This is a genomic window from Hydrogenophaga sp. BPS33, assembly GCF_009859475.1.
Classification (GTDB): domain Bacteria; phylum Pseudomonadota; class Gammaproteobacteria; order Burkholderiales; family Burkholderiaceae_C; genus Hydrogenophaga.
Window position 1 is genome coordinate 5,757,501 of the sequence record NZ_CP044549.1, and the last position, 20,110, is coordinate 5,777,610.

The following is a 20,110-nucleotide window of genomic DNA, read 5'->3' on the forward strand; positions in this document are numbered from 1 at the left end:
CGCGACGCACCCGCGCCCAAGGGCGCATCACGCGCCTTGAGCGCCTGCGCGAACAACGGGCCAACAGGCGCGATGCCATCGGCAGCGTGAAACTGGAGGTGGCGAGCGGTCAGGCCAGCGGCAAGATCGTGGCGGAACTGGACAAGGTCACGCAGTCGTTTATCTCGCCAGACGGCAACCTGCGCACGGTCGTCAGCAACTTCTCCGCCACGATCCTGCGCGGCGACAAGATTGGACTTATCGGCCCGAACGGCGCCGGAAAAACCACCTTGCTCAAGATCATCCTGGGTCAATTGACACCCACCAGCGGCACGGTCCGCCAGGGCAGCAAGATCAGCGTGGCGTATTTCGATCAGATGCGCGACCAGCTCAATCTGGACGCGACGCTGGAGGATTTCATCAGTCCAGGCAGCGAGTGGATCGAAATCGGGAGCAAGCGCACCCATGTCAAGAGCTATCTCAGCGATTTCCTGTTTTCACCTGCCCGGGCCAATGCGCCGGTGCGCACGCTCTCGGGTGGCGAGCGCAACCGCCTGCTGCTGGCGCGCCTGTTTGCACGACCAGCCAATGTCCTGGTGCTGGACGAGCCGACGAACGACCTGGACATCGAGACCCTGGAACTCCTGGAAGACCTGCTTCAACAATATGAGGGAACGGTGTTTCTGGTCAGCCATGACCGGCGCTTCCTGGACAACGTGGTCACCAGCACGCTGGTGTCTGAAGGCGAGGGGCGTTGGCGCGAGTATGTGGGCGACGTGCAGGACTGGTTGACGCAGTCGGCGCGCGCGGCTGCGCTTCAGCGTGATCGCGAGACGCCTGCGCCGGCGGTTGCCGCCAAACCCATCTCGCCAGCGACACCCAGCGGCACGCCACCGCCCCGCGGCAGCAAAAAGAAGCTCAGTTACAAGGAGCAGCGCGAGTTTGACGCGCTGCCTCAATTGCTGGCTGCCCTGGAAAGCGAACAAATCAATATCAGCAAGGCGCTGGAAGATGGCAGCTTATTTCACAGCAATCCCGAACGAGCCACTCAACTTGGCGCCCGACATGCCGAAGTGGAGGAAGAATGGCTGCTGGCTCTTGAACGCTGGGAAGCGCTGGGTGGAGCCTGACCTCACGCCTTGATCGCGCCCCGCGACCTTCGTTTCTCATTTCACACACCCCATGACGCCCGATCGTCTTGCCTTTGATCTGCAGCGAACGCTCGACGAGCTTCAGGCGGAGCGCGAGCGTACGCAAAAGCTCATGGGTGAGCTGGAACTCCAGCGCCGCGAGCTCGATGGCCTGCGCGAAGAAACCCATCGCGAGTCGCACGGTCGTTCATTGGCCGAAGACGCTCTGGACGAGGCCCGCGACCGGCTGCAATTGGCGGTCGACGCAGCCGGGCTTGCGCTGTGGGAATGGCAGCCTCCGGCCTTGGAGGTCTTCCTGACGGCCCGCTGGGGAGAGCTTTTGGGTGACATTTCCGCCGATGGTCACTGGGCCGTGTCCGCCTTGTACGACCGTCTCCACCCGGAGGATCTGGAATCGCTTCGCGGGGAGATGCTGGCGCTGCTGGAAGGACGCAGTCAGCGCTCGGTGGTGCAGCATCGGGTGCGCGCGGCCGAGGGCTGGATCTGGGTGGAGACGCATGGCATGGTGGCCGAGCACGACGCCCAGGGGCGGCCGCTTCGGTTCATGGGCACCGTCGCCGACATTCGCGAGCGCAAGCGCCTGGAGCAAGACAGCTCGCGTGCTCGCGAGCTGTCCGCACAGGCCAGCCGTGCCAAAAGCGAATTTCTGGCCAATGTCAGCCACGAGGTGCGCACGCCGCTGAACGCGCTTATGGGTTTGACGCGCATGCTGATGGATTCGCCGCTCAGCGCCGAGCAAGCCCAGTGGCTCACGTTGATGGACACGTCGGCCCACGCGCTGGCCCAGTTGCTCAACGATATTCTCGATCTCTCGCGCATCGAGGCTGGCAAGCTCGACATCGAGCATGCCCGCTTCGATTTGCACCAGGTGCTGGAGCAAGTCGTATCCAACCACGCAGAAGAGGCGCGCGCCAAACCGCTGGACGTGCGTGTCAATCTGTCACCCGCGCTGCCTCAATGGGTGATGGGCGATGCGGCGCGATTGCGCCAGGTGATGAACCAGTTGCTCTCCAATGCCGTGAAGTTCACGCCGGCCGGCGGCCGGGTCGATGTGAAGGCAAGTGCGGAACATCCGCAGGGCGATGCGCCGTACCAATTGGAGGTTCAGGTTCGCGACACGGGCGAAGGCATTCCGCGCCACCAGCAAGCCGCGATTTTCGAAGCGTTCACACAGGCCGATGCCTCCACGACGCGCGAGCACGGCGGCAGCGGCCTGGGCCTGGCCATCTCAGCGCGTCTGGCCGCGCTCATGGGAGGTGCGATTGCGCTGGACAGCGAGCCCGGTCATGGCAGTACGTTCACGTTGTCGCTGCCGCTTCGCGACGTGCCCACGTTGGACAACGGACCCCAGAGCGCTTCGGCCGAGTTGATGGAAGTGGCGCAGGCCGGGCCTCGCTACGTGGGTCTGGTGGTGCTGCTGGCCGAGGACCACCCGGTCAACGAGTTGATGATGCGCCAGCTGTTGCTGCGCCTGGGTTGCACGGTGCGCGTGGCACGCGGTGGCGTGCATGCCGTGGCGCAGTGGGAACAGGGCGGCATCGACCTGGTGTTGATGGATGTGCAGATGCCAGGCATGAGCGGCTTGCAGGCGACGCAGGAAATTCGCAGCATCGAGGCACGGCGCAAGCTGCCGCGCACGCCCATCGTGGCCGTCACGGCCAATGCCATGCCGGGCGACCGCGCGGCCTGCCTCGCGGCCGGCATGGACGGGTACACGCCCAAGCCAGTGAGTCCACAAGCCTTGATCCATGAAATGGACCGCGTGCTGCAAGGAGCCGATGACACGAACGCACCGGAGCCAGCGCTCGACGTGCAACTGCCACCCGTGCCCGAGGCCAGCCCGGTACAAGCTGCGACGCGCCAGGCGCCACTGGACATCGAGAAGCTGCTGCGCCGCCTCGATGGTGACGAGGAAACCCTGGGTCAGCTCGCCCAGGCCATGCGGGTCGACCTCGCGTCGCGCCAGCACCGCATGCGGCGCGCGCTCAACGAGCGCGACAGCGCGGCGGCTGTCGCCCATGCCCACGGTCTGAAGGGGTCGCTGGCCAGCATGACGGCCGAACGCGGCGCGCGTCTGGCCAAGGGCCTGGAGCTGGCTGCGCGGGCGGGCGACTGGAATTTGTTCGCGCGCGCCTTGCCCCTTATGCAGGCGGAGGCCAAGCAGATCGATCTGGCTCTGGCCGAGGTGTTGGACGCGCAGGCTCGCGATCTGTTCGATTCGCGCCGATAGGCAAGCTGCGCAAAGCCGCTACATCTGCTCCTTCAAGCGCGCGAACACGCGCCAGAATGCCGCGTCCTGCGTGGTCGCAAAGTTGATGCGCATCAGCGTGCTTGGCGCCCGCGCGGCGTGGAACAGCGCGCCGGGCGCGATGAGGTAGCCCTCGTCCAGCATGCGCTGGGCCAAGATGTCGGTATCCACACCGGTGTCCACCCAACCAAACAGCCCGACGGGTTCAGCGGCAAAGGTGCAGCCCGCGCCCAGCGCCAGCTTCACACTCCGCGCGCGTGCCACATCGAGGCGCGTGCGAATGCGTTCGGCGTGCCGGCGCAATTGGCCCTGCTCGATGCACAGCGCCAATGCTTTCTCCAACAAGGCGGGCGTGGTCAAGGTGCTGAGCAGCTTGGTGTCCAGCAAGGGCTCCACCAACCCCGGGGGCGCTGCCAGGTAGCCGATGCGCCAGTTGGGCGCCAGGATCTTGGCGAACCCGCTCACGTAGACCGTGCGCTGCAGGCCATCAAGTGCGGTCAGGCGGGTGGCGTGCTCGGGAGCGATGTGGCTGTAGGTGTCGTCTTCGACGATGTGGAAGTTGTGCTGGTTGGCCAGTTGCAGGAGGCGGTGTGCGCCGCCGGGCGTCAGGCAGTAGCCGGTCGGGTTGTGGAACACGCTCACGCTGACGTACAGCTTGGGTTTGTGCGCCTCGCAGTACTTCGCCATCACCTCCAGATCGGGGCCGTCGGCGCGTCGCGGCACCGGCAGGATGCGCATGCCCAGCGCGGCCAGGCGGGCAAACTCCATCGCCCAGCCCGGCTCCTCCACCATCACCGGGTCGCCCGCTCGCAGCAAGGTGCGGCTCACGATGTCCAGCGCGTGCGTGGCACCCACGGTGGTGATGATGTGGTCGGGATCGGTGTGCACATTGAGTGTGGCGAGCCGCTGCGCCAGCACACGGCGCAAGCCGACGTCTCCCAGCGGCTCGCCGTACTGGAGCGAAAAGTCCTGCAACGCACGCGTGTGGGTGACCTTGCGCACCGCCGCCGGCATGAAGGTGGACTCGAGCCAATCGGGCGGAAACACGCCCATGCCAGGGTGGGGCTTGTTGTTGACCTTGTGGAACATGCCGCGCATCAGCGCGGCAGCGTTGACCGGCGCGTCCCCCACGCGGGAGGTGGTCTTGGCGCCAGCGCCGCGCGCGGCCCTTTCGCGCACGTAGAAACCACGGTTCTTGCGCGCCTCCACCAGGCCTTGGGCCAGCAACTGGTCGTAGGCTGCCACCACCGTCGATGGGCTCACCTGGTTTTGCTCGGCGCATTGGCGCACCGATGGCAAGCGCTCACCCGGTGCAAGCAGGCGGCTGCGGATGCGGTCGGCGAACCGGGCCGCAAGCTGCTCGGTCAGCGATTGGGTGGGGGTCTTCAACAACATGGTGGCGACTTTCCAGCCGATCTGTATGGCCAGTACAAACCATACAGTTTGATAACTGAGCTGCCAAACTGTATTGGTCGTGTACTGACACCGAAGACTACATTGATCGTCCGACTTTCACAAGCCATCCCATTCACCATGAGCACCTCCGAGCTGACCGCCCTGCTGCTGTTCTGCACCGCCATGAGCTTTTCGCCGGGGCCGAACAACACACTGGCCACCGCGCTCGCGGCCAACCGTGGTCTGCGGCACGCGCTGCGCTTCTGCATAGCGGTGCCCACCGGCTGGACCTTGCTCATGCTTGTCACCGGGCTCGGCCTGGGCACCTTGGTGCTGAGCGTCCCCGTGCTGCGCTGGGGTGTGAAGTTACTGGGTGTGGTCTACATGCTGTGGCTGGCGTGGAAGCTGGTGGGGTCGGCGCAACTGGTCGATGCCGGCCACGTGCGGCTCGACGTCACGTTTGCCCAAGGCGTGGGCTTGCAGTTTCTCAACATTAAGGCCTGGATGCTGGCGCTCACCCTGAGCGCGGGCTGGATCGTCAACGCCGCCGGCCAGCCAGCGCCGAACCCGGGCGAGCGCCTGGCCATCGTCTGCGCCGCGATGGTGCTGTTCGCCTTCACGAGCAACTTCGCCTATGCGCTAACGGGCTCCCTGCTGCGGCAATGGCTGTCGCACGGCACGCGCCTGCGCTGGTTCAACCGCGTGCTGGCCGCGGTGCTGGTGTTCACTGCCCTGTGGATGCTGACCGTATGAGCGCCGCCCGGCCGTTCCGAAGGCGCTCAGCCCCGCAGTGCGCAGCACGGAGGGCAGTCCCATGAACACCGTGCCCGTCCTGGCGCCACAGCGCTGGCTGGAGCGCCCCGCCAACAAGGGCTTGTTGCTCGGCTTGCTCGGCGTGGCGCTGTTCGCGCTCACACTGCCCATGACGCGGCTGGCTGTCGGCACGGTGGACGCGCCGCAGATGTCGGGCGTGTTCGTGGCCGTGGGCCGCGCCGTCGTGGCGGCCGGGCTGTCCATCGTTTTCCTGCTCGCCACGCACGCCCCGCTGCCCCGGCGCGAAGACCTGTTGCCCCTGGCCATCACCTCGGCGGGCGTCGTGTTCGGCTTTCCTCTGTTCACCTCGGTGGCCATGCGCTATGTGGAGGCGGTGCACGCCAGCGTGATCGTGGGTGTGCTGCCGCTGGCCACGGCCGCGGTCGCGGCATTGCTGCACCGCCAGCGCCCGTCCGGCGGTTTCTGGCTGTGCGCGGCCCTGGGCAGCGCCATGGTGGTGGGCTTCGCGGTGCTGCGATCGGGCAGCGCGGGCCTCGCGCTGCACCCCGCCGATGCGCTCCTGCTCGCCGCCATGCTGTGCGCTGCCGTCGGCTACGCTTACGGCGCACGCATGTCGCAGCGCATGCGCGCCGAGCACGTGATCTGCTGGGCGCTGGTGATCGCGCTGCCGATCACACTCCCATTGGCCTTCGCCACGCGCCCGCAGGCCGCGCTGCAGGCCTCGGCCTGGTGGGGCTTTGCCTACACCGCGGTGTTCTCGATGTGGATCGGCTTCTTCGCCTGGTACCGCGGCCTGGCACTGGGGGGCACGGTGCGCGTGAGTCAGGTGCAACTGGTGCAACCCTTTCTGGGCATGTTGTTCGCGGTTCCCCTGTTGGGCGAACGGCTGGACGCTGTCACACTGGGTTTTGCCGTTGCGGTGATCGCTACGGTGTTCATTGGCAAGAAAATGCCCGTGCATGCCACCAGCCCCCGCATCGAAGACGTTGAAACGGAGACCTCATGAAACCCAACGACCTACCCCATCCCACGGACACCGGCTGGACCCTGGCCCGCCGCGCCGAGCGCATGAACCCCTCGGTGATCCGCGAGATTCTCAAGGTCACCGAGAAGCCGGGCATCATCAGTTTCGCTGGCGGCCTGCCCTCGCCCAAGACCTTTCCCGTCACCGCGTTCTCCGAGGCCTGTGCCAAGGTGCTGCGCGAAGACGGGCAGGCCGCGTTGCAATACGCCGCCAGTGAAGGCTACGGCCCCCTGCGCGAAGCGGTCGCCGCGCACTTGCCCTGGGCGGTGGACCCGGCACAGGTGCTCATCACCACCGGCAGCCAGCAGGGCCTGGACCTGGTGGCCAAGGTGCTGATCGACACCGACAGCCGCGTGCTGGTGGAAACGCCCACCTACCTCGGCGCCTTGCAGGCCTTCACGCCAATGGAGCCGCGGATCGAAGCCGTGGGCAGCGATGCCGAAGGCATCGACGTGGCCGACCTCGTGCGCCGGGCAGGCACCGGCGTGGACCGCGCCCGCTTCCTGTATGTGTTGCCCAACTTCCAGAACCCGACCGGGCGCAGCATGAGCGAGGCGCGCCGCGCCGCCCTGGTGGCCAGCGCGGCCGCGCACGGCGTGCCGATCGTGGAAGACAACCCCTACGGCGACCTGTGGTTCGACGAGCAGCCGCCACTGCCCTTGAGTGCGCGCAACCCCGAAGGCTGCATCTACCTCGGCTCGTTCTCCAAGGTGCTGGCGCCCGGCTTGCGGCTGGGCTACATCGTGGCGCCCACGGCCATCTTTCCCAAGCTGCTGCAAGCCAAGCAGGCCGCCGATCTGCACAGCCCCGGCTTCAACCAGCGCATGGTGGCCGAGGTCCTCAAGGACGGTTTCCTGGACCGCCACGTGCCCACCATCCGCACGCTGTACAAGAACCAATGCGCGGCCATGCTGGCCTGCCTCACGAAGGAGATGGCCGGTCTGGACGTGCAGTGGAACTCGCCCGACGGCGGCATGTTCCTCTGGCTGCGCTTGCCCGCAGGCATGAACGCGGTCGACCTGCTGCCGCGCGCGGTGGACAAGGGTGTGGCCTTTGTGCCCGGCGCCGCGTTCTTCGCCGACGCACCCGACCACCGCACCATGCGCCTGAGCTTCGTCACCGCCAGCGTGGAGCAGATCCACATCGGCATCGCCGCGCTGGCCCAGGCCATCCGCGAACAACAAGGATCCTGAGCGTGCTGCACCTGTGGGGACGCCTGAGTTCGATCAACGTGCGCAAGGTGGTGCTGTGCGCTCAAGTGCTCGGGCTCGACCTGCCGCGCACCGATGCGGGCCTGGCGCATGGCGTAGTGGACACACCCGGCTACCGAGCGCAGAACCCCAACGGCCTGGTCCCCCTGCTGCAGGATGGTGACTTCACGCTCTGGGAATCGAACGCCATCGTGCGCTACCTGTGCGCAGGGCAAGACCGTCTGTACCCACGGAACCTGCGGCAGCGCTTCGATGCCGAGCGCTGGATGGACTGGCAGCAAACCACGCTCAACCCTGCGGGAAGCCCCGCCTTCAAACAGTGGATCCGCACGCCTGCCGAGCAGCGCGATGCCACCGTCATCGCGCAATCCGTCGCCGCCACCGAACCGCTGTTCGCCCTGCTCGACGAGCACCTCTCGCGCCAGGCCTTCATGGCCGGCGACGAACTCGGCATGGCCGACATTCCGATCGCCTGCGAGGTGCACCGCTGGTGGGGCCTGCCGCAAGCGCGCCCGGCGCGGCCTCACCTTGAACGCTGGTACGCCGGCTGGCTGGCGCTGCCCGCGAGCCGGGGCGTGCTCGACCTGCCTTTGTCCTGACCCTCGGAGCAAGCCCATGGCCCAACGCCCCTTCCAACAAGTCGATGTCTTCACCGACACCCCCTACCTGGGCAACCCGCTGGGCGTGGTGCTCGATGGCAGCGGCCTGGACACCGAGGCCATGCAGCGCTTCACCGACTGGACCAACCTCTCGGAGTGCACCTTTCTGCTGCCGCCCACCGACGAAGGCCGCGCCGCGGGTGCCGACTACCGCGTGCGCATCTTCTGCCCAGGGCGCGAACTGCCCTTCGCCGGTCACCCCACGCTGGGCAGTTGCCATGCCTGGCTGCGGGCCGGCGGACGGGCTCGCGCCGACACGCATGTGGTGCAGGAATGTGGTGTGGGCCTGGTGCACATCCGGCGCCAGGGCCCCCAGCTTGCATTCGCAGCCCCGCCACTGCGCCGCGGCGGCCCGCTGGACGAAGCCGACTTGGCGCTGATCGCGCGCGGCCTCGGCCTGTCGCGCGACGACATCGTCGCGCACGCCTGGTGCGACAACGGCCCGGCCTGGCGCGGCGTGATGCTGCGTTCGGCCGAGCAGGTGCTGGCCGTGCGCCCCGACGCGCAGGCGCTGGCGGGTCTGGAGATCGGCCTTGTCGGACCCCACCCGGCAGGCACCGACACCGCCTTTGAAGTGCGCGCCTTTTTCCCCGGCAACCAAGCGCTGGCCGAAGACCCGGTGACCGGTAGCCTCAACGCCGCGATCGCGCAATGGCTGATGGGCGCAGGCATGGCGCCGGAACGCTACGTGGCCGCGCAGGGCACGGTGCTGGCGCGCGCGGGTCGCGTATACGTCGAACGCGACGCCGGCGGCACGATCTGGATCGGCGGTGCCAGCGTCACCTGCATCGACGGAAAGGTGTCGCTGTGAAGCCCGCACCCACATCCATCACCGCGGCGCAGGCGCCTGTGCGCACCAAACCCTCCAACTACCCGGAGCCCTTTGCCTCGCGCATGGCCGGGCGTCACAAGCAACCACTGGGCGACCTGTTCGGCCTGTGCAACTTCGGCGTCAACCTCACGCGCCTCTCGCCCGGCGCCGTGTCGGCCTTGCGGCATGCGCACACCCGGCAGGACGAGTTCGTCTACATCCTCGAAGGCCATCCCACGCTGCACACCGACGAAGGCCTGCGGCCGCTGGCGCCTGGCGACTGCGCGGGCTTCGCGGCGGGCAGCGGCAACGGGCACCGCTTGATCAACGAAACCGATCGGGACGTGGTGTACCTTGAAATCGGCGACCGAACCGCCGGTGACCAGGCGAGCTACCCCGACGACGACCTCCAGGCGATCAGCGTCGACGGCCAGTGGCGCTTCGCCCACAAGAACGGCACGCCCTATGGCTGACGCGCGCGCCCGCCTCGACCACCTGGTGGTGGCCGCGCGCACCCTCGACGAGGGCGTGGTCTGGTGCGAAACCACGCTGGGCGTCACGCCGGGTCTGGGCGGGGCGCATCCGCTGTTCGGCACGCACAACCGCCTGATCAAGCTGGATGGCAGCGGCTCGCCTGCGAGCTACCTGGAAATCATCGCCATCCACCCCAAGGCAACGCCCACCCGCGCAGCGCACCAGCGCCGCTGGTTCGACCTGGACGATCCGGCCATGAAAGCGCGCCTCGTGCAGCATGGACCGCAGCTGGTGCATTGGGTGGCCAGCGTGCCGAACATCGGCCATGCGGTGGCTTCGCTGCGGGCGATCGGCATCCAGCGCGGCCCGGCGGTGAGCGCCTCGCGCCAGACCCCGCAGGGCCTGCTGCAATGGCACATCAGCGTGCGCGACGATGGCCAGCGCCTGTACAACGGTGCGCTGCCCACGTTGATCCAGTGGGTCGGCGCTCACCCCACCACACACATGCCCCACAGCGGCGTGTCGCTGCGCCGCCTTCGGCTGCACCATGCGGGCGCGGCCGGTCTGCGCGCGGCCCTGCAGGCGCTGGAGCTCGATGGGGGGCCTAGCGTGTGCGACGGTCCGGCCGGGATCACCGCCGAGCTCGAAACGCCGTCGCGCGGTCGCGTCACCTTGCTCTCGCCGCCATGAACCACGCCCTGCCCACCCTGCACGAGATCGAGGCCGCCGCCCAGGTGGTCTACCACGCATTCGCGCCCACGCCGCAATACCGCTGGGCCACGCTCAGTGCAAGGCTGGGCGCCGAATGTTGGGTCAAGCACGAGAACCACACGCCCGTGGGCGCTTTCAAGGTGCGCGGCGGCCTCACCTACTTCGACCGATTGCGGCAACGCGGCGAGCTGCCACGCGAAGTGATCAGCGCCACGCGCGGCAACCACGGCCAGAGCATCGGATTGGCCGCGCACGCGCACGGCGTGCCCTGCACCATCGTCGTGCCGCACGGCAACTCGGTGGAGAAAAACGCCGCCATGCGCGCGCTCGGGGTCACGTTGATCGAACACGGCAGCGATTTCCAGGAAAGCCGCGAACACGCGATGCACCTCGCTCAGGAGCGTGGCGCGCACATGGTGCCGAGTTACCACGCCGACCTGGTGCGCGGCGTGAGCACCTATTGGTGGGAATACCTGCGTGCGGTGCCCAAGCTGGACGTGGTCTACGTGCCGATCGGACAAGGCTCGGGCGCCTGCTCCGCGGTCGCGGCCAAGCTGGCGCTGCGCCACCCGGTGCGCATCGTCGGCGTGGTCAGCGCGCACGCCACCACCTACGCCGATTCGCTGGCCGCCGGCCGCGTGGTGGAAGCGCCCGTCACCACGGTGCTGGCCGATGGCATGGCATGCCGCGTGGCCGACGCCGAAGCGCTGGAGATCCTGCAGGCGCACCTGGACCACGTCGTGCAGGTGAGCGACGACGCCGTGGCCCAAGCCATGCGCATGTTGTTCGCCGACACGCACAACGTGGCCGAAGGCGCCGGCGCGGCCAGTTTCGCGGCCGCCTGGCAGGAGCGCGCGTCGCTCAAGGGTGCGGTCGTCGGCACCGTGCTCAGCGGGGGCAATGTGGACAGCCGCACGATGGCCCAGGTTCTGGCGCAAGCGTGATGTCCAAGGCCCACCGCAGCGCGAACGGTGTGCCCGCGCCGCCGCATCGATAATGCGGCGCATGACCGCCCCAACCACAAGGACACCCGCCTGATGGAAGCCACCTCGATGTGGCGCTGCCTGGTGGTGGAAGACGACGCGGACAACGCGCGCTACATCGCCAACGGCTTTCGCGGGCTCGGCCATGTGGTCGTGATCTGCCGCGATGGCATGGAGGCGCTCGGCCGCGCCACCAGCGAACAGTGGGACCTGATCATCCTGGACCGCATGCTGCCCAACGGGGTCGACGGCCTGTCCATCCTCTCCACCCTGCGCGGCCTGGGCAAGAAGACACCGGTGCTGGTGCTCAGTGCCCTGAGTGCGCTGGACGAGCGCGTGCGTGGGCTCAAGGCCGGCGGTGACGACTACCTCACCAAGCCCTTCGCCTTCTCCGAACTTGCCGCGCGCGCCGAAGCCCTGGTGCGCCGCTCGCGCCCGGGCCCGGAGGTGCGCACGCTGCAGGTGGCCGACCTCAAGCTCGACCTCACGAGCCGGCACGTGGAGCGCGGTGGCCGCCCGATCGCGCTGCAGCCGCGCGAGTTCCGCCTGCTCGCCTACCTGATGAGCCACCCCGGCCAGGTGCTCACGCGCACCATGCTGCTCGAGGCCGTGTGGGACTACCAGTTCGACCCACAGACCAATGTGATCGACGTGCAGGTGAGCCGCCTGCGCGGCAAGCTCGATGTGGGCGGCGCCCCACCGCTGATCCACACCGTGCGAGGCATCGGCTACCGCATCCAGGTGGGCGACAGCACCGGCGAACCATGATCGAGAAGCTGCGCCGCCTCTGGCGCTCGGTTGGCTTCCGGCTCGCGTTCTACTATGGTTTTCTGGTCGCCATCACCATGCTGGCCGCGCTGGGCATCGTCTATCTGCAGACGGTGGGCGTGCTGCACCAGCGCATGGCGCGCCAGGTGGAGATCACCGGACAGCAGTTGATGGCGAGCGTCTCCGAAGGAGGCATCGAGGCGCTCGGCGAGGTGATCTCCAACGCGCTGGCCGATGGCCACAACACGGACAGCGAGATCTACCTGCTGCTCGACCGCGAAGGGCACAAACGGGTCGGTAACCTCGACCATGCACCCGCGCCGATCGCATGGCAGGGCGAGATGCAGCGCCGCGTGCTGCGCGATGGTCGCAGCGTGGAGGCCTTCCTCGTGGCACACAAGCTGCCCGACGGCGGTACGTTGGTCGTAGGACAGGATCTGCGTGACCAGGAAATGATCGAATCGCTGGTGGCCAGCGCGAGCGCGGCCGCGGGCATCGTCGCCGTGCTGCTGCTGATCGGCGGCACCTTCGTGTTCCGACAGGAGCTTGAGCGCAGCGTAGGCGCGGTGCGTCTGACGGCCACTCGCATCGCCACCGGTGGCAAGTTGCAGGAGCGTGTGGCCGAGTCCGGCGAAGACGACGAGTTCGCCCTGCTCAACCGCGAAATCAACACCATGCTCGACCGCATCGAGTCGCTCATGGACGGCGTGCGCCACGTCTCCAACACCATCGCCCACAACCTGCGCACGCCCCTCACGCGCATCCTCGTGCGCTTGCGCAACGCGGAACAGGCGGACACCAACCCCGCACAGCGCAGCGAAGCCATCGGTGCGGCGATCCGCGACATCGAAGAGTTGACCTCGGTGTTCGAAAAACTGCTGCGCATCGCCGAAGCGGAAGCAGGTGCACGCAGGCGCAGCTTCACGCGCATTTCGCTCGATGCGATCGCCACCGACGTGATGGAACTCTATGAAGCCGTGGCCGAAGAGCAAGGAGCCACCCTGTTGCGCGAACCGGCCGATGTGGTGGCGCTGCCCGGCGACCGCGACCTTCTGGCCGGCGCCATTGCCAACCTGCTCGACAACGCGCTGAAGTACGCGGGTCCTGGCGCGGCGATCCGCATCGGCACGCAGGAGACCCCGGGTGGCGTGATGCTGACGGTGCAGGACAACGGGCCCGGTGTACCCGAGGAGGAACTGGCGCGCCTGGGCGCGCGCTTTCACCGCCTGCACCATGCCGATGCGCCGGGCCACGGTCTTGGCCTGGCCAGCGTGCAGGCCGTGGCCACCTTGCACGGCGGCCGCTTGCGCTTCGAGGACGCCGCCCCGGGCCTGCGGGCGGTGATCGAGCTGCCTCGGCCGGGCCGCTGACGCGCCCACCCGAGCGCGCCCCGCATTGCCAAACGGCAATGTTTTGGTCACCCACGCCAACGAACTCCTTTTCTACCATCGCCTGCGCACATCTTGTGCCGTCGCCGGGCTGCGCTCATGGCCCGGTGGTCAACGAAGATTCAGGAGATACCGTGAAAATCAAGAGTCAGAGAGACTTCTACTCGGGCGTGCTCTTCAGCGCGTTCGGCGTGGCCTACGCCTGGGGCGCCACCACCTACACCGTCGGTATCGGCGCCCGCATGGGGCCGGGCTACTTCCCGCTCGTGGTGGGGGTTCTCATCGCCATCATGGGCGCGGTGATCACCATCAAGGCCATGATGGTCGACACGGAGGACGGCGAACCGATCGGGCGCATTGCGTGGCGACCGCTGGTCTTCATCATCGGCGCGAACGTGGTCTTCGGCGTGTTGCTCGCCGGCCTGCCCAGCTGGGGCATCCCGCACATGGGCCTGATCGTCGCGATCTATGCGCTCACCTTCATCGCCAGCCTGGCCGGTGACCAGTTCAAGTTCAAGGAAGTGGCCGTGCTCGCCACCGTGCTCGCCATCGGCAGCTACGGCGCCTTCGAACTCGCGCTCAAGCTGAACTTCCCGATCTGGCCCGCCTTCATCGGCTGAAGCTCCACGAACAGAAAAACACCATGGATCTGATCACCAATCTCTCGATCGGCTTCGGCGTCGCCTTCACGGCGCAGAACCTCGTCTACGCCTTTGTCGGCTGTCTGCTGGGCACCTTGATCGGCGTGCTGCCCGGCATCGGGCCGGTGGCCACCATCGCCATGCTGCTGCCCGCGACCTACGGTCTGCCGCCAGTGGCCGCCCTGATCATGCTGGCCGGCATCTACTACGGCGCACAGTACGGTGGCTCGACCACCGCCATTCTGGTCAACCTGCCGGGCGAATCTTCGTCCGTGGTCACCGTGATCGACGGCTACCAGATGGCGCGCAAGGGAAGGGCTGGGCCCGCCCTGGCCGCGGCCGGCCTGGGCTCGTTCTTCGCCGGTTGTGCCGGCACCCTGATCCTGGCGGCCTTTGCGCCGCCGCTGACCGAGGTCGCCCTCAAGTTCGGACCCGCCGAATACTTCTCCTTGATGGTGCTGGGCCTCATCGGCGCGGTGGTGCTGGCGTCGGGCTCGCTGCTCAAGGCGGTCACCATGATTCTGCTGGGGCTGGCGTTCGGCCTGGTCGGCACGGACGTGAACTCGGGCGTGGCGCGCTACAGCTTCGACATACCGGAACTCACCGATGGCATCAGTTTCATCGCCATCGCCATGGGCGTGTTCGGCTACGGCGAAATCATCGCCAACCTGGCCACACCGTCGGACCAGCGCGAGGTCTTCACCTCCAAGGTCAAGGGTCTGATGCCGACCAAGGAAGACTTCAAGCACATGATGCCCGCCGTGCTGCGCGGCACCGCGCTGGGATCGTGCCTGGGCATCCTGCCCGGCGGTGGCGCGCTCATGTCGGCCTTCGCGTCGTACACGATCGAGAAGAAGATCAAGCTCAAGCCGGGCGAACTGCCCTTCGGCACGGGCAACATCCGCGGCGTGGCGGGCCCCGAGTCGGCCAACAACGCGGGTGCGCAAACCTCCTTCATTCCGCTGCTGACGCTGGGCATCCCACCCAACGCGGTGATGGCGCTGATGGTGGGTGCGATGACGATCCACAACATCCAGCCCGGCCCGCAGGTGATGACCAGCAACCCCGAACTGTTCTGGGGCCTGATCGCCTCGATGTGGATCGGCAACCTGATGCTGATCGTGCTCAACCTGCCGATGATCGGCTTGTGGATCAAGCTGCTGACCATCCCCTACAAGTGGCTGTTCCCAGCCATCGTGCTGTTCTGTGCGGTCGGGGTCTACTCGGAGAACAACAACAGCTTCGAAATCTGGATGGTCGCGATCTTCGGTGTGATCGGCTACCTGTTCCACAAGCTCAAGTGCGAACCCGCCCCGCTGCTGCTGGGCTTGATCCTGGGCCCGATGATGGAGGAGTACCTGCGCCGCACGCTGCTCATCTCGCGCGGCGACTGGAGCGTGCTGGTCACGCGTCCGATGTCGGCCACGCTGCTCGCCCTGGCGGTCCTGCTGCTGGTGGTGGTGCTCATGCCTTCGGTGAAAGCCAAGCGCGAAGAGGCCTTCGTGGAGGAGTGACGCTCCCCCTGCGCCGGAGAACTTGCGACGCCCCCCTGCGCCGCTGCGCGGCTTCCCCCCTCCGTGGCGCGCCTGTCGGCGCTTCGAGGGGGGACGATGCCAGAGGCCCGGCAAAGCCGGTTCCTCGGCATCTCTGGACGAAGGCACGCGCGCCGGAGAAGAGACTGCGACGAGCGAGGGGGAGTTTTCCAGGGGCACCGAGGGTCCGGCTCCGCCGGCCCAAGATGCCGTCCCCCCCTCGAAGCGCCGAAGGCGCGCAACAGAGGGGGGAAGCCGCGTCAGCGGCGCAGGGGGGTGCTCTTTGCCTATCCAGCCTTGATCAGGCGCGCCACCACTTCGCAGAAAGCCTCGACCGCATCGGTCTTGAACACGACCTCGCGCACGCCAGCGGCCTTGGCTTCGGCCTGCAGTTCGTCGGTGATGTAGCCCGAGGCCACGGCCACCGGCAGTTGGGGATTGATCTTCAACACCTCGCGCGCCACGTCCAGGCCCGACATGCCCGGCATGTTGTAGTCGGTCAGCAGCAGTTGAAATGCGTGCGGAGACTCTCGCACTGCGTCCACCGCCGCGCGTTGCTCGAGGAAGGCCGTGACGCGGTAGCCCCTGCGCTCCAACAGCCGGCGCACGAGAAATACGAGTGTGTCATCGTCGTCCAGGTACAGGATGTGGGCTTGCTCCGCGGGCGTGGCGTCGGCCATGGGGGGGGTCTCCGGTAAGGCGGTTGCAGGCTCGTCGGGTGCGCGAGCGACCATTGTGACGACATCGTGCGGCGGTGCAAGCACCGCACCGGGCGCCGCCGGAAAAAACAAGGTGAATGTGGTGCCCTGGGCGAGCTGACTGCGCACTTCGATCGCGCCGCCGTGCATCTGCACGATGCCCAGCACCACCGGCAGACCCAGGCCCGTGCCCTGCCCCACCACCTTGGTGGTGAAGAAGGGTTCGAAGATGCGGGAGCGCACGTCTTCGGGCATACCGCAGCCGTTGTCACCCACTTCCAGACGCACCACGTCCACGCCGGCTTCGACGCAGGCCTTGGCCACCTCGGGAGGGACGCGCGAATCGTGGTTGGGCAGGCAGTCGAGCAGGCATTGCACTTTGCCTGGCCGACCTCCGAGCGCGTGAACCGCGTTGGTCCCCAGGTTGATCAGCACCTGGCCCAGTTGCGTGGCGTCGGCCAGGATGGTGGGCGTGTTCGGGTGGCAATCGTGCAGCAGTTGCACCTGCGGCGGTACGGCTGAGCGCATGAGGCTCCAGGTCTCGACCACGATGGCGGCCACATCGACATGGGTACGCTCGACCGGCTGCTGTCGGCTGAACGCCAGGATCTGCCGCACCAGGTCCCGGCCGCGGCGCGCGGCGGTGCTGATCTCGTTCAGGCTCGCGCAAGCCGACGCATTGCCGCTCACATCCTCGCGGGCCAATTCCGCATTGCCCAGAATGGTCGCCAGAATGTTGTTGAAGTCGTGCGCCACGCCACCGGCCAGCGTGCCCAGCGCTTCCATCTTCTGAGACTGTGCCAACTGCGACTGCAAGGCCTTCTGCTGGCTTTGAGCGCTCTTGAGCGAGGTAATGTCGATGAAGCTGAGCACCACGTGGCGCAAGCCGCCCTGTGCATCGTTCTCCGCATAGCCGTTGCACAGGGCCCAGTGCACGTCGCCCTCGCCACCATCGAACACCGGCACGCCCACCACCACGTTCTTCACAGCCATGCCGGTGGCGAGCACACGGTCGAACGGCAGCTCATGCCGGCGCATGCGCTGGCCGTCCTCGCGCAGCATGTGCGAACCCAGGCCGGTCAGCGGCGCGAGATCGGTCTCTTCTTCGTTCAGGCCGAAGAAGCGGCGCGCCGAGTGGTTGATGCGACGGACCGTGTGATCGGGTTGGAACACGACCACGCCGGCCCCCAGGTTGTCGATCAGCGAACGGGAATCAGCCTCGCGCGCCAAAAGATCCAGCCGCGCCCGATCGCCCTCCCAGCGCAACCGGTAGCCCACCAGGGCGCCGTACAGCGCCGCCCGCAGCAGCCCAACCAGCAGGAAGAAGAACAGCATCACCGGGAGCACGTGCACCAGCGGCAGGCCGGCCACCGGAGCTGCCACCGCAAACATCAGCATCGCGACGAACTCCACGGCGGTGAGCAACTTGAGCGCCTGCAGTTCGGGCACACGCCGCTGCGGGTCGGCCCGCACCATGTCCCGAAAGGCCAGCGCCATCACACCGAGCACGGTGAACGCCAGCACGCCCTGGCGTGCCTGGGCCGAATCCCACACCAGGATGAATGCCACGTGCAAGGCCACGATGAGCAAGGCGGCTTCGAATACGCGCCCCACAGGTCGGGGCAGTTGCAGATGGCTGCGCAGCCCCATCCAGGCGAACACGGGGCCCATGGTCAGGGCGGCGTTGCCCAGGGCGCCGAACCAGAGATCCGTCGGACTGCTGCGCAGCCACAAGCCCAACGAACCCGCGATCGACAGGCATGCCGCCAATACCCACCAACCCGGTCCGCCAATGTTGGGATAGCGGCGCAACAGCCCCCAGAAGGCCAGCGCGACAAGCACATCGACACCCAAGCGCATCGCGAGCAGTGTGTGCGAATCAAACAGCATGGGCGCAGCGCAGAGCAAACATACTGGACATTGGAGCATGCGCCCGATTGGGCGAGCGCGGGAAAAGACCGGCAAAGCCAAGCGAATTCCATGGACCATTCGGTGCATGCAGACACCTGCGCGACTGCGCCGGCCCGCCCAGTCGCTGTCGGGACAAAGCGCCCAGCGCGCCAGACCAGACAATGCCGCGCATGGGAACTCTCTATTTGGTGCGCCACGGCCAAGCCTCGTTCGGTGCCGAAGACTACGACCAGCTCAGCGAGCTGGGCCACCGCCAGAGCGTGCAGCTGGGGCGGTACTGGGCCGCGCGCGGCACGGTGTTCGACACGGTGATCACCGGCGCGATGCGCCGCCACGCACAAACCTGGGCCGGCATCGCCGAAGGTGCTGGCGGTCTGGCGCATGCGCCGCTCGCGCGCCCCGGGCTCAACGAGTACGACAGCGAAGCGGTGATCCGCGCCATCCATCCCCACCCGCTGGAGCGGCCGGGTTCGGCGGCGCAGACGCCCGAGCTCTACCGGCAACACTTCCGTCTGCTGCGCGATGGCCTCACCCAGTGGATGGCCGGCACCCTGACCCCGCAAGGCATGCCCAGTTACAACGACTTCGTGCGCGGGGTGCGCGAGGTGCTCGACCATGTGCGCGCCCAACACCAGGGCCACAACGTGCTGCTGGTCTCCAGCGGTGGTCCGATCGCCACCGCCGTGGGCCAGGTGCTCGGCATGAGCCCGGAAGCGACGATCGAGCTCAATCTGCGCATCCGCAACTGCGCGGTGACCGAATTGCAGTTCAACCCGAAGCGGTATGCCTTGCTGACCTTCAACACGCTGCCGCACCTGGACAGCGACGAGTTCAAGGACTGGTTGACGTATGCCTGAACGGGGCGGCTGATGCCGTTTTAGCGCTCGCGCGAGCCCGCCTGGTAGGCGGTGCGCTCGCTCAGGGTGTCGGGCGGCAGGCGATCTATTTCGGCCAGCAATTGCGCCAGCGCGCGCCCGCTGGCCGCCAGCACCGCGCGGCCTTTTTCGGCGGTGGCTGCGCCCGCGTTGCCCACCGCGCCGGTGGCGTTGTAATCCTGCATCTGCCAGGCCAGCTTGGCGCTCTTGCCGTTGCCCAGAATCGGAAACTGCCGCGCGCGCTCCTGCGAGGTGGAGCGGAAATACTCGGCCTGCTGCATGCGCACGCGTTCGGGTGCCAGCGCGAGCATCAGCGAGGTTTCGATTTCGCCGGCGTGGATGCCGAAGCGGTGCTCCTCGGCGCTGAACAGGGCGTTCACGTCTCCACCCGCCTCATCGCGCAAGGGCAGATGAAACCAGTTCACGCTGTAGACCAGCATGCCCAGGCGCGCCCGCAGATCGCGCGCCACCAGGTCCAGCGCGCCCACCTGGCCTCCGTGCGCGTTGAACAGCACCAGCTTCTTCACCCCACTGGCCGCCACGCACTCGGCCAGTTCGGTCCACACGCGCAGCAGCGTTTCGATCTTGAGCGTGAGCGTGCCGGCAAAGCGCGTGTGCTCGGGACTGAAACCCACGGCCTGCGTGGGCAGAAACAGCACGGGCAGGTCGGCCGCGAGGTGCGGCAGGGCCGCATGCACCACGCCGTTCACGATGTCGGTGTCGACCGACAGCGGCAGGTGCGGGCCATGCTGCTCGGTGGCCGCGACCGGGAGCACGGCGATGGCGCGCGCAAGGTCGATCGAAGCGAAGTCGGCGGTGGAGAGTTGGGACCAGAAACGGACAGGCGCGGACATGCGCGCATCTTAGAGCCAGTTGC

General features: G+C 67.3%; 18 protein-coding genes (1 of these 18 running past the window's edge). 15 read left to right on the plus strand and 3 right to left on the minus strand.

Annotation, left to right across the window (positions count from 1 at the left end; all coding sequences use genetic code 11):
- Together abc-f and F9K07_RS26685 are read left to right on the plus strand one after the other, a co-directional pair.
- A protein-coding gene (gene abc-f, locus F9K07_RS26680) for a ribosomal protection-like ABC-F family protein (protein WP_159596273.1) crosses the window boundary here: on the plus strand, positions 1–1,109 show its 3' portion. 796 nt of this gene lie to the left of the window's left edge; only the last 1,109 of its 1,905 coding nucleotides appear in the window; its start codon lies beyond the left edge, outside the window; the stop codon is at positions 1,107–1,109.
- Positions 1,110–1,161: 52 nt separating this feature from the next.
- Positions 1,162–3,360: a PAS domain-containing hybrid sensor histidine kinase/response regulator gene (locus F9K07_RS26685; RefSeq protein ID WP_159596274.1), complete on the plus strand. Its 2,199-nt coding sequence runs from the start codon at positions 1,162–1,164 to the stop codon at positions 3,358–3,360.
- Positions 3,361–3,378: 18 nt separating this feature from the next.
- On the opposite strand, the gene F9K07_RS26690 is transcribed toward F9K07_RS26685, so the two are convergent.
- A complete protein-coding gene (locus F9K07_RS26690; RefSeq protein WP_159596275.1) occupies positions 3,379–4,773 on the minus strand; it encodes an aminotransferase-like domain-containing protein in 1,395 nt (464 codons plus the stop codon).
- Between the two features lie 138 nt (positions 4,774–4,911).
- Between F9K07_RS26690 and F9K07_RS26695 the strand changes: the two genes are divergently transcribed.
- The 12 genes from F9K07_RS26695 to F9K07_RS26750 all read left to right on the plus strand — a co-directional run bounded on the left by F9K07_RS26695 (position 4,912) and on the right by F9K07_RS26750 (position 15,731).
- Positions 4,912–5,526 (plus strand): LysE family translocator, encoded by a 615-nt coding sequence (locus tag F9K07_RS26695; protein ID WP_159596276.1) that lies wholly within the window; start codon positions 4,912–4,914, stop codon positions 5,524–5,526.
- Between the two features lie 61 nt (positions 5,527–5,587).
- Complete coding sequence (locus F9K07_RS26700) at positions 5,588–6,553, plus strand: DMT family transporter (RefSeq protein WP_159596277.1); 966 nt, start codon at positions 5,588–5,590, stop codon at positions 6,551–6,553.
- Positions 6,550–7,764: an aminotransferase-like domain-containing protein gene (locus F9K07_RS26705; RefSeq protein WP_159596278.1), complete on the plus strand. Its 1,215-nt coding sequence runs from the start codon at positions 6,550–6,552 to the stop codon at positions 7,762–7,764. The genes F9K07_RS26700 and F9K07_RS26705 overlap by 4 nt, the downstream gene beginning before the upstream one ends.
- Before the next feature lie 2 nt (positions 7,765–7,766).
- Complete coding sequence (locus tag F9K07_RS26710) at positions 7,767–8,381, plus strand: glutathione S-transferase (RefSeq protein ID WP_159596279.1); 615 nt, start codon at positions 7,767–7,769, stop codon at positions 8,379–8,381.
- Between the two features lie 16 nt (positions 8,382–8,397).
- Positions 8,398–9,252 (plus strand): PhzF family phenazine biosynthesis protein, encoded by an 855-nt coding sequence (locus F9K07_RS26715; protein WP_159596280.1) that lies wholly within the window; start codon positions 8,398–8,400, stop codon positions 9,250–9,252.
- Complete coding sequence (locus tag F9K07_RS26720; protein ID WP_236581587.1) at positions 9,249–9,725, plus strand: cupin domain-containing protein; 477 nt, start codon at positions 9,249–9,251, stop codon at positions 9,723–9,725. Before F9K07_RS26715 ends, F9K07_RS26720 begins: the two co-directional genes overlap by 4 nt.
- Positions 9,718–10,416, plus strand: a complete 699-nt coding sequence (locus F9K07_RS26725) for a VOC family protein (protein ID WP_159596281.1) — start codon at positions 9,718–9,720, stop codon at positions 10,414–10,416. Before F9K07_RS26720 ends, F9K07_RS26725 begins: the two co-directional genes overlap by 8 nt.
- On the plus strand, positions 10,413–11,381 hold the full coding sequence (locus F9K07_RS26730; RefSeq protein WP_159596282.1) for a threonine dehydratase: 969 nt from the start codon (positions 10,413–10,415) through the stop codon (positions 11,379–11,381). The genes F9K07_RS26725 and F9K07_RS26730 overlap by 4 nt, the downstream gene beginning before the upstream one ends.
- Before the next feature lie 108 nt (positions 11,382–11,489).
- Positions 11,490–12,188: a response regulator transcription factor gene (locus F9K07_RS26735; RefSeq protein WP_159597124.1), complete on the plus strand. Its 699-nt coding sequence runs from the start codon at positions 11,490–11,492 to the stop codon at positions 12,186–12,188.
- Positions 12,185–13,558, plus strand: a complete 1,374-nt coding sequence (locus F9K07_RS26740) for a HAMP domain-containing sensor histidine kinase (protein ID WP_159596283.1) — start codon at positions 12,185–12,187, stop codon at positions 13,556–13,558. The genes F9K07_RS26735 and F9K07_RS26740 overlap by 4 nt, the downstream gene beginning before the upstream one ends.
- 152 nt (positions 13,559–13,710) lie before the next feature.
- Positions 13,711–14,196, plus strand: coding sequence for a tripartite tricarboxylate transporter TctB family protein (locus F9K07_RS26745; RefSeq protein ID WP_159596284.1), 486 nt, complete (start codon positions 13,711–13,713; stop codon positions 14,194–14,196).
- Positions 14,197–14,219: 23 nt separating this feature from the next.
- A complete protein-coding gene (locus F9K07_RS26750) occupies positions 14,220–15,731 on the plus strand; it encodes a tripartite tricarboxylate transporter permease (protein ID WP_159596285.1) in 1,512 nt (503 codons plus the stop codon).
- A gap of 305 nt (positions 15,732–16,036) precedes the next feature.
- Here the strand turns inward: F9K07_RS26750 and F9K07_RS26755 are convergent, their stop codons facing one another.
- Entirely contained in the window at positions 16,037–18,337 is a 2,301-nt protein-coding gene (locus F9K07_RS26755; protein ID WP_159596286.1) for a hybrid sensor histidine kinase/response regulator, read from the minus strand.
- Positions 18,338–18,528: 191 nt separating this feature from the next.
- Here F9K07_RS26755 and F9K07_RS26760 point away from each other — a divergent pair, with 191 nt between their 5' ends.
- On the plus strand, positions 18,529–19,215 hold the full coding sequence (locus F9K07_RS26760; RefSeq protein WP_159596287.1) for a histidine phosphatase family protein: 687 nt from the start codon (positions 18,529–18,531) through the stop codon (positions 19,213–19,215).
- A gap of 20 nt (positions 19,216–19,235) precedes the next feature.
- Here F9K07_RS26760 and F9K07_RS26765 read toward each other — a convergent pair whose 3' ends face one another.
- Positions 19,236–20,087 (minus strand): creatininase family protein, encoded by an 852-nt coding sequence (locus F9K07_RS26765; RefSeq protein ID WP_159596288.1) that lies wholly within the window; start codon positions 20,085–20,087, stop codon positions 19,236–19,238.
- Positions 20,088–20,110 lie beyond the last annotated feature (23 nt).

What these genes read in the sequence shown, in the direction of transcription:
- F9K07_RS26750 (WP_159596285.1), top strand. Translation starts at nt 14,220, where the DNA reads ATGGATCTGATCACCAATCTCTCGATCGGCTTCGGCGTCGCCTTCACG.
- F9K07_RS26760 (WP_159596287.1), top strand. Translation starts at nt 18,529, where the DNA reads ATGGGAACTCTCTATTTGGTGCGCCACGGCCAAGCCTCGTTCGGTGCC.
- F9K07_RS26705 (WP_159596278.1), top strand. Translation starts at nt 6,550, where the DNA reads ATGAAACCCAACGACCTACCCCATCCCACGGACACCGGCTGGACCCTG.
- F9K07_RS26695 (WP_159596276.1), top strand. Translation starts at nt 4,912, where the DNA reads ATGAGCACCTCCGAGCTGACCGCCCTGCTGCTGTTCTGCACCGCCATG.
- F9K07_RS26700 (WP_159596277.1), top strand. Translation starts at nt 5,588, where the DNA reads ATGAACACCGTGCCCGTCCTGGCGCCACAGCGCTGGCTGGAGCGCCCC.
- F9K07_RS26685 (WP_159596274.1), top strand. Translation starts at nt 1,162, where the DNA reads ATGACGCCCGATCGTCTTGCCTTTGATCTGCAGCGAACGCTCGACGAG.
- F9K07_RS26715 (WP_159596280.1), top strand. Translation starts at nt 8,398, where the DNA reads ATGGCCCAACGCCCCTTCCAACAAGTCGATGTCTTCACCGACACCCCC.
- F9K07_RS26735 (WP_159597124.1), top strand. Translation starts at nt 11,490, where the DNA reads ATGTGGCGCTGCCTGGTGGTGGAAGACGACGCGGACAACGCGCGCTAC.
- F9K07_RS26730 (WP_159596282.1), top strand. Translation starts at nt 10,413, where the DNA reads ATGAACCACGCCCTGCCCACCCTGCACGAGATCGAGGCCGCCGCCCAG.
- F9K07_RS26765 (WP_159596288.1), bottom strand. Translation starts at nt 20,087, where the DNA reads ATGTCCGCGCCTGTCCGTTTCTGGTCCCAACTCTCCACCGCCGACTTC.
- F9K07_RS26755 (WP_159596286.1), bottom strand. Translation starts at nt 18,337, where the DNA reads ATGCTGTTTGATTCGCACACACTGCTCGCGATGCGCTTGGGTGTCGAT.
- F9K07_RS26740 (WP_159596283.1), top strand. Translation starts at nt 12,185, where the DNA reads ATGATCGAGAAGCTGCGCCGCCTCTGGCGCTCGGTTGGCTTCCGGCTC.
- F9K07_RS26690 (WP_159596275.1), bottom strand. Translation starts at nt 4,773, where the DNA reads ATGTTGTTGAAGACCCCCACCCAATCGCTGACCGAGCAGCTTGCGGCC.
- F9K07_RS26725 (WP_159596281.1), top strand. Translation starts at nt 9,718, where the DNA reads ATGGCTGACGCGCGCGCCCGCCTCGACCACCTGGTGGTGGCCGCGCGC.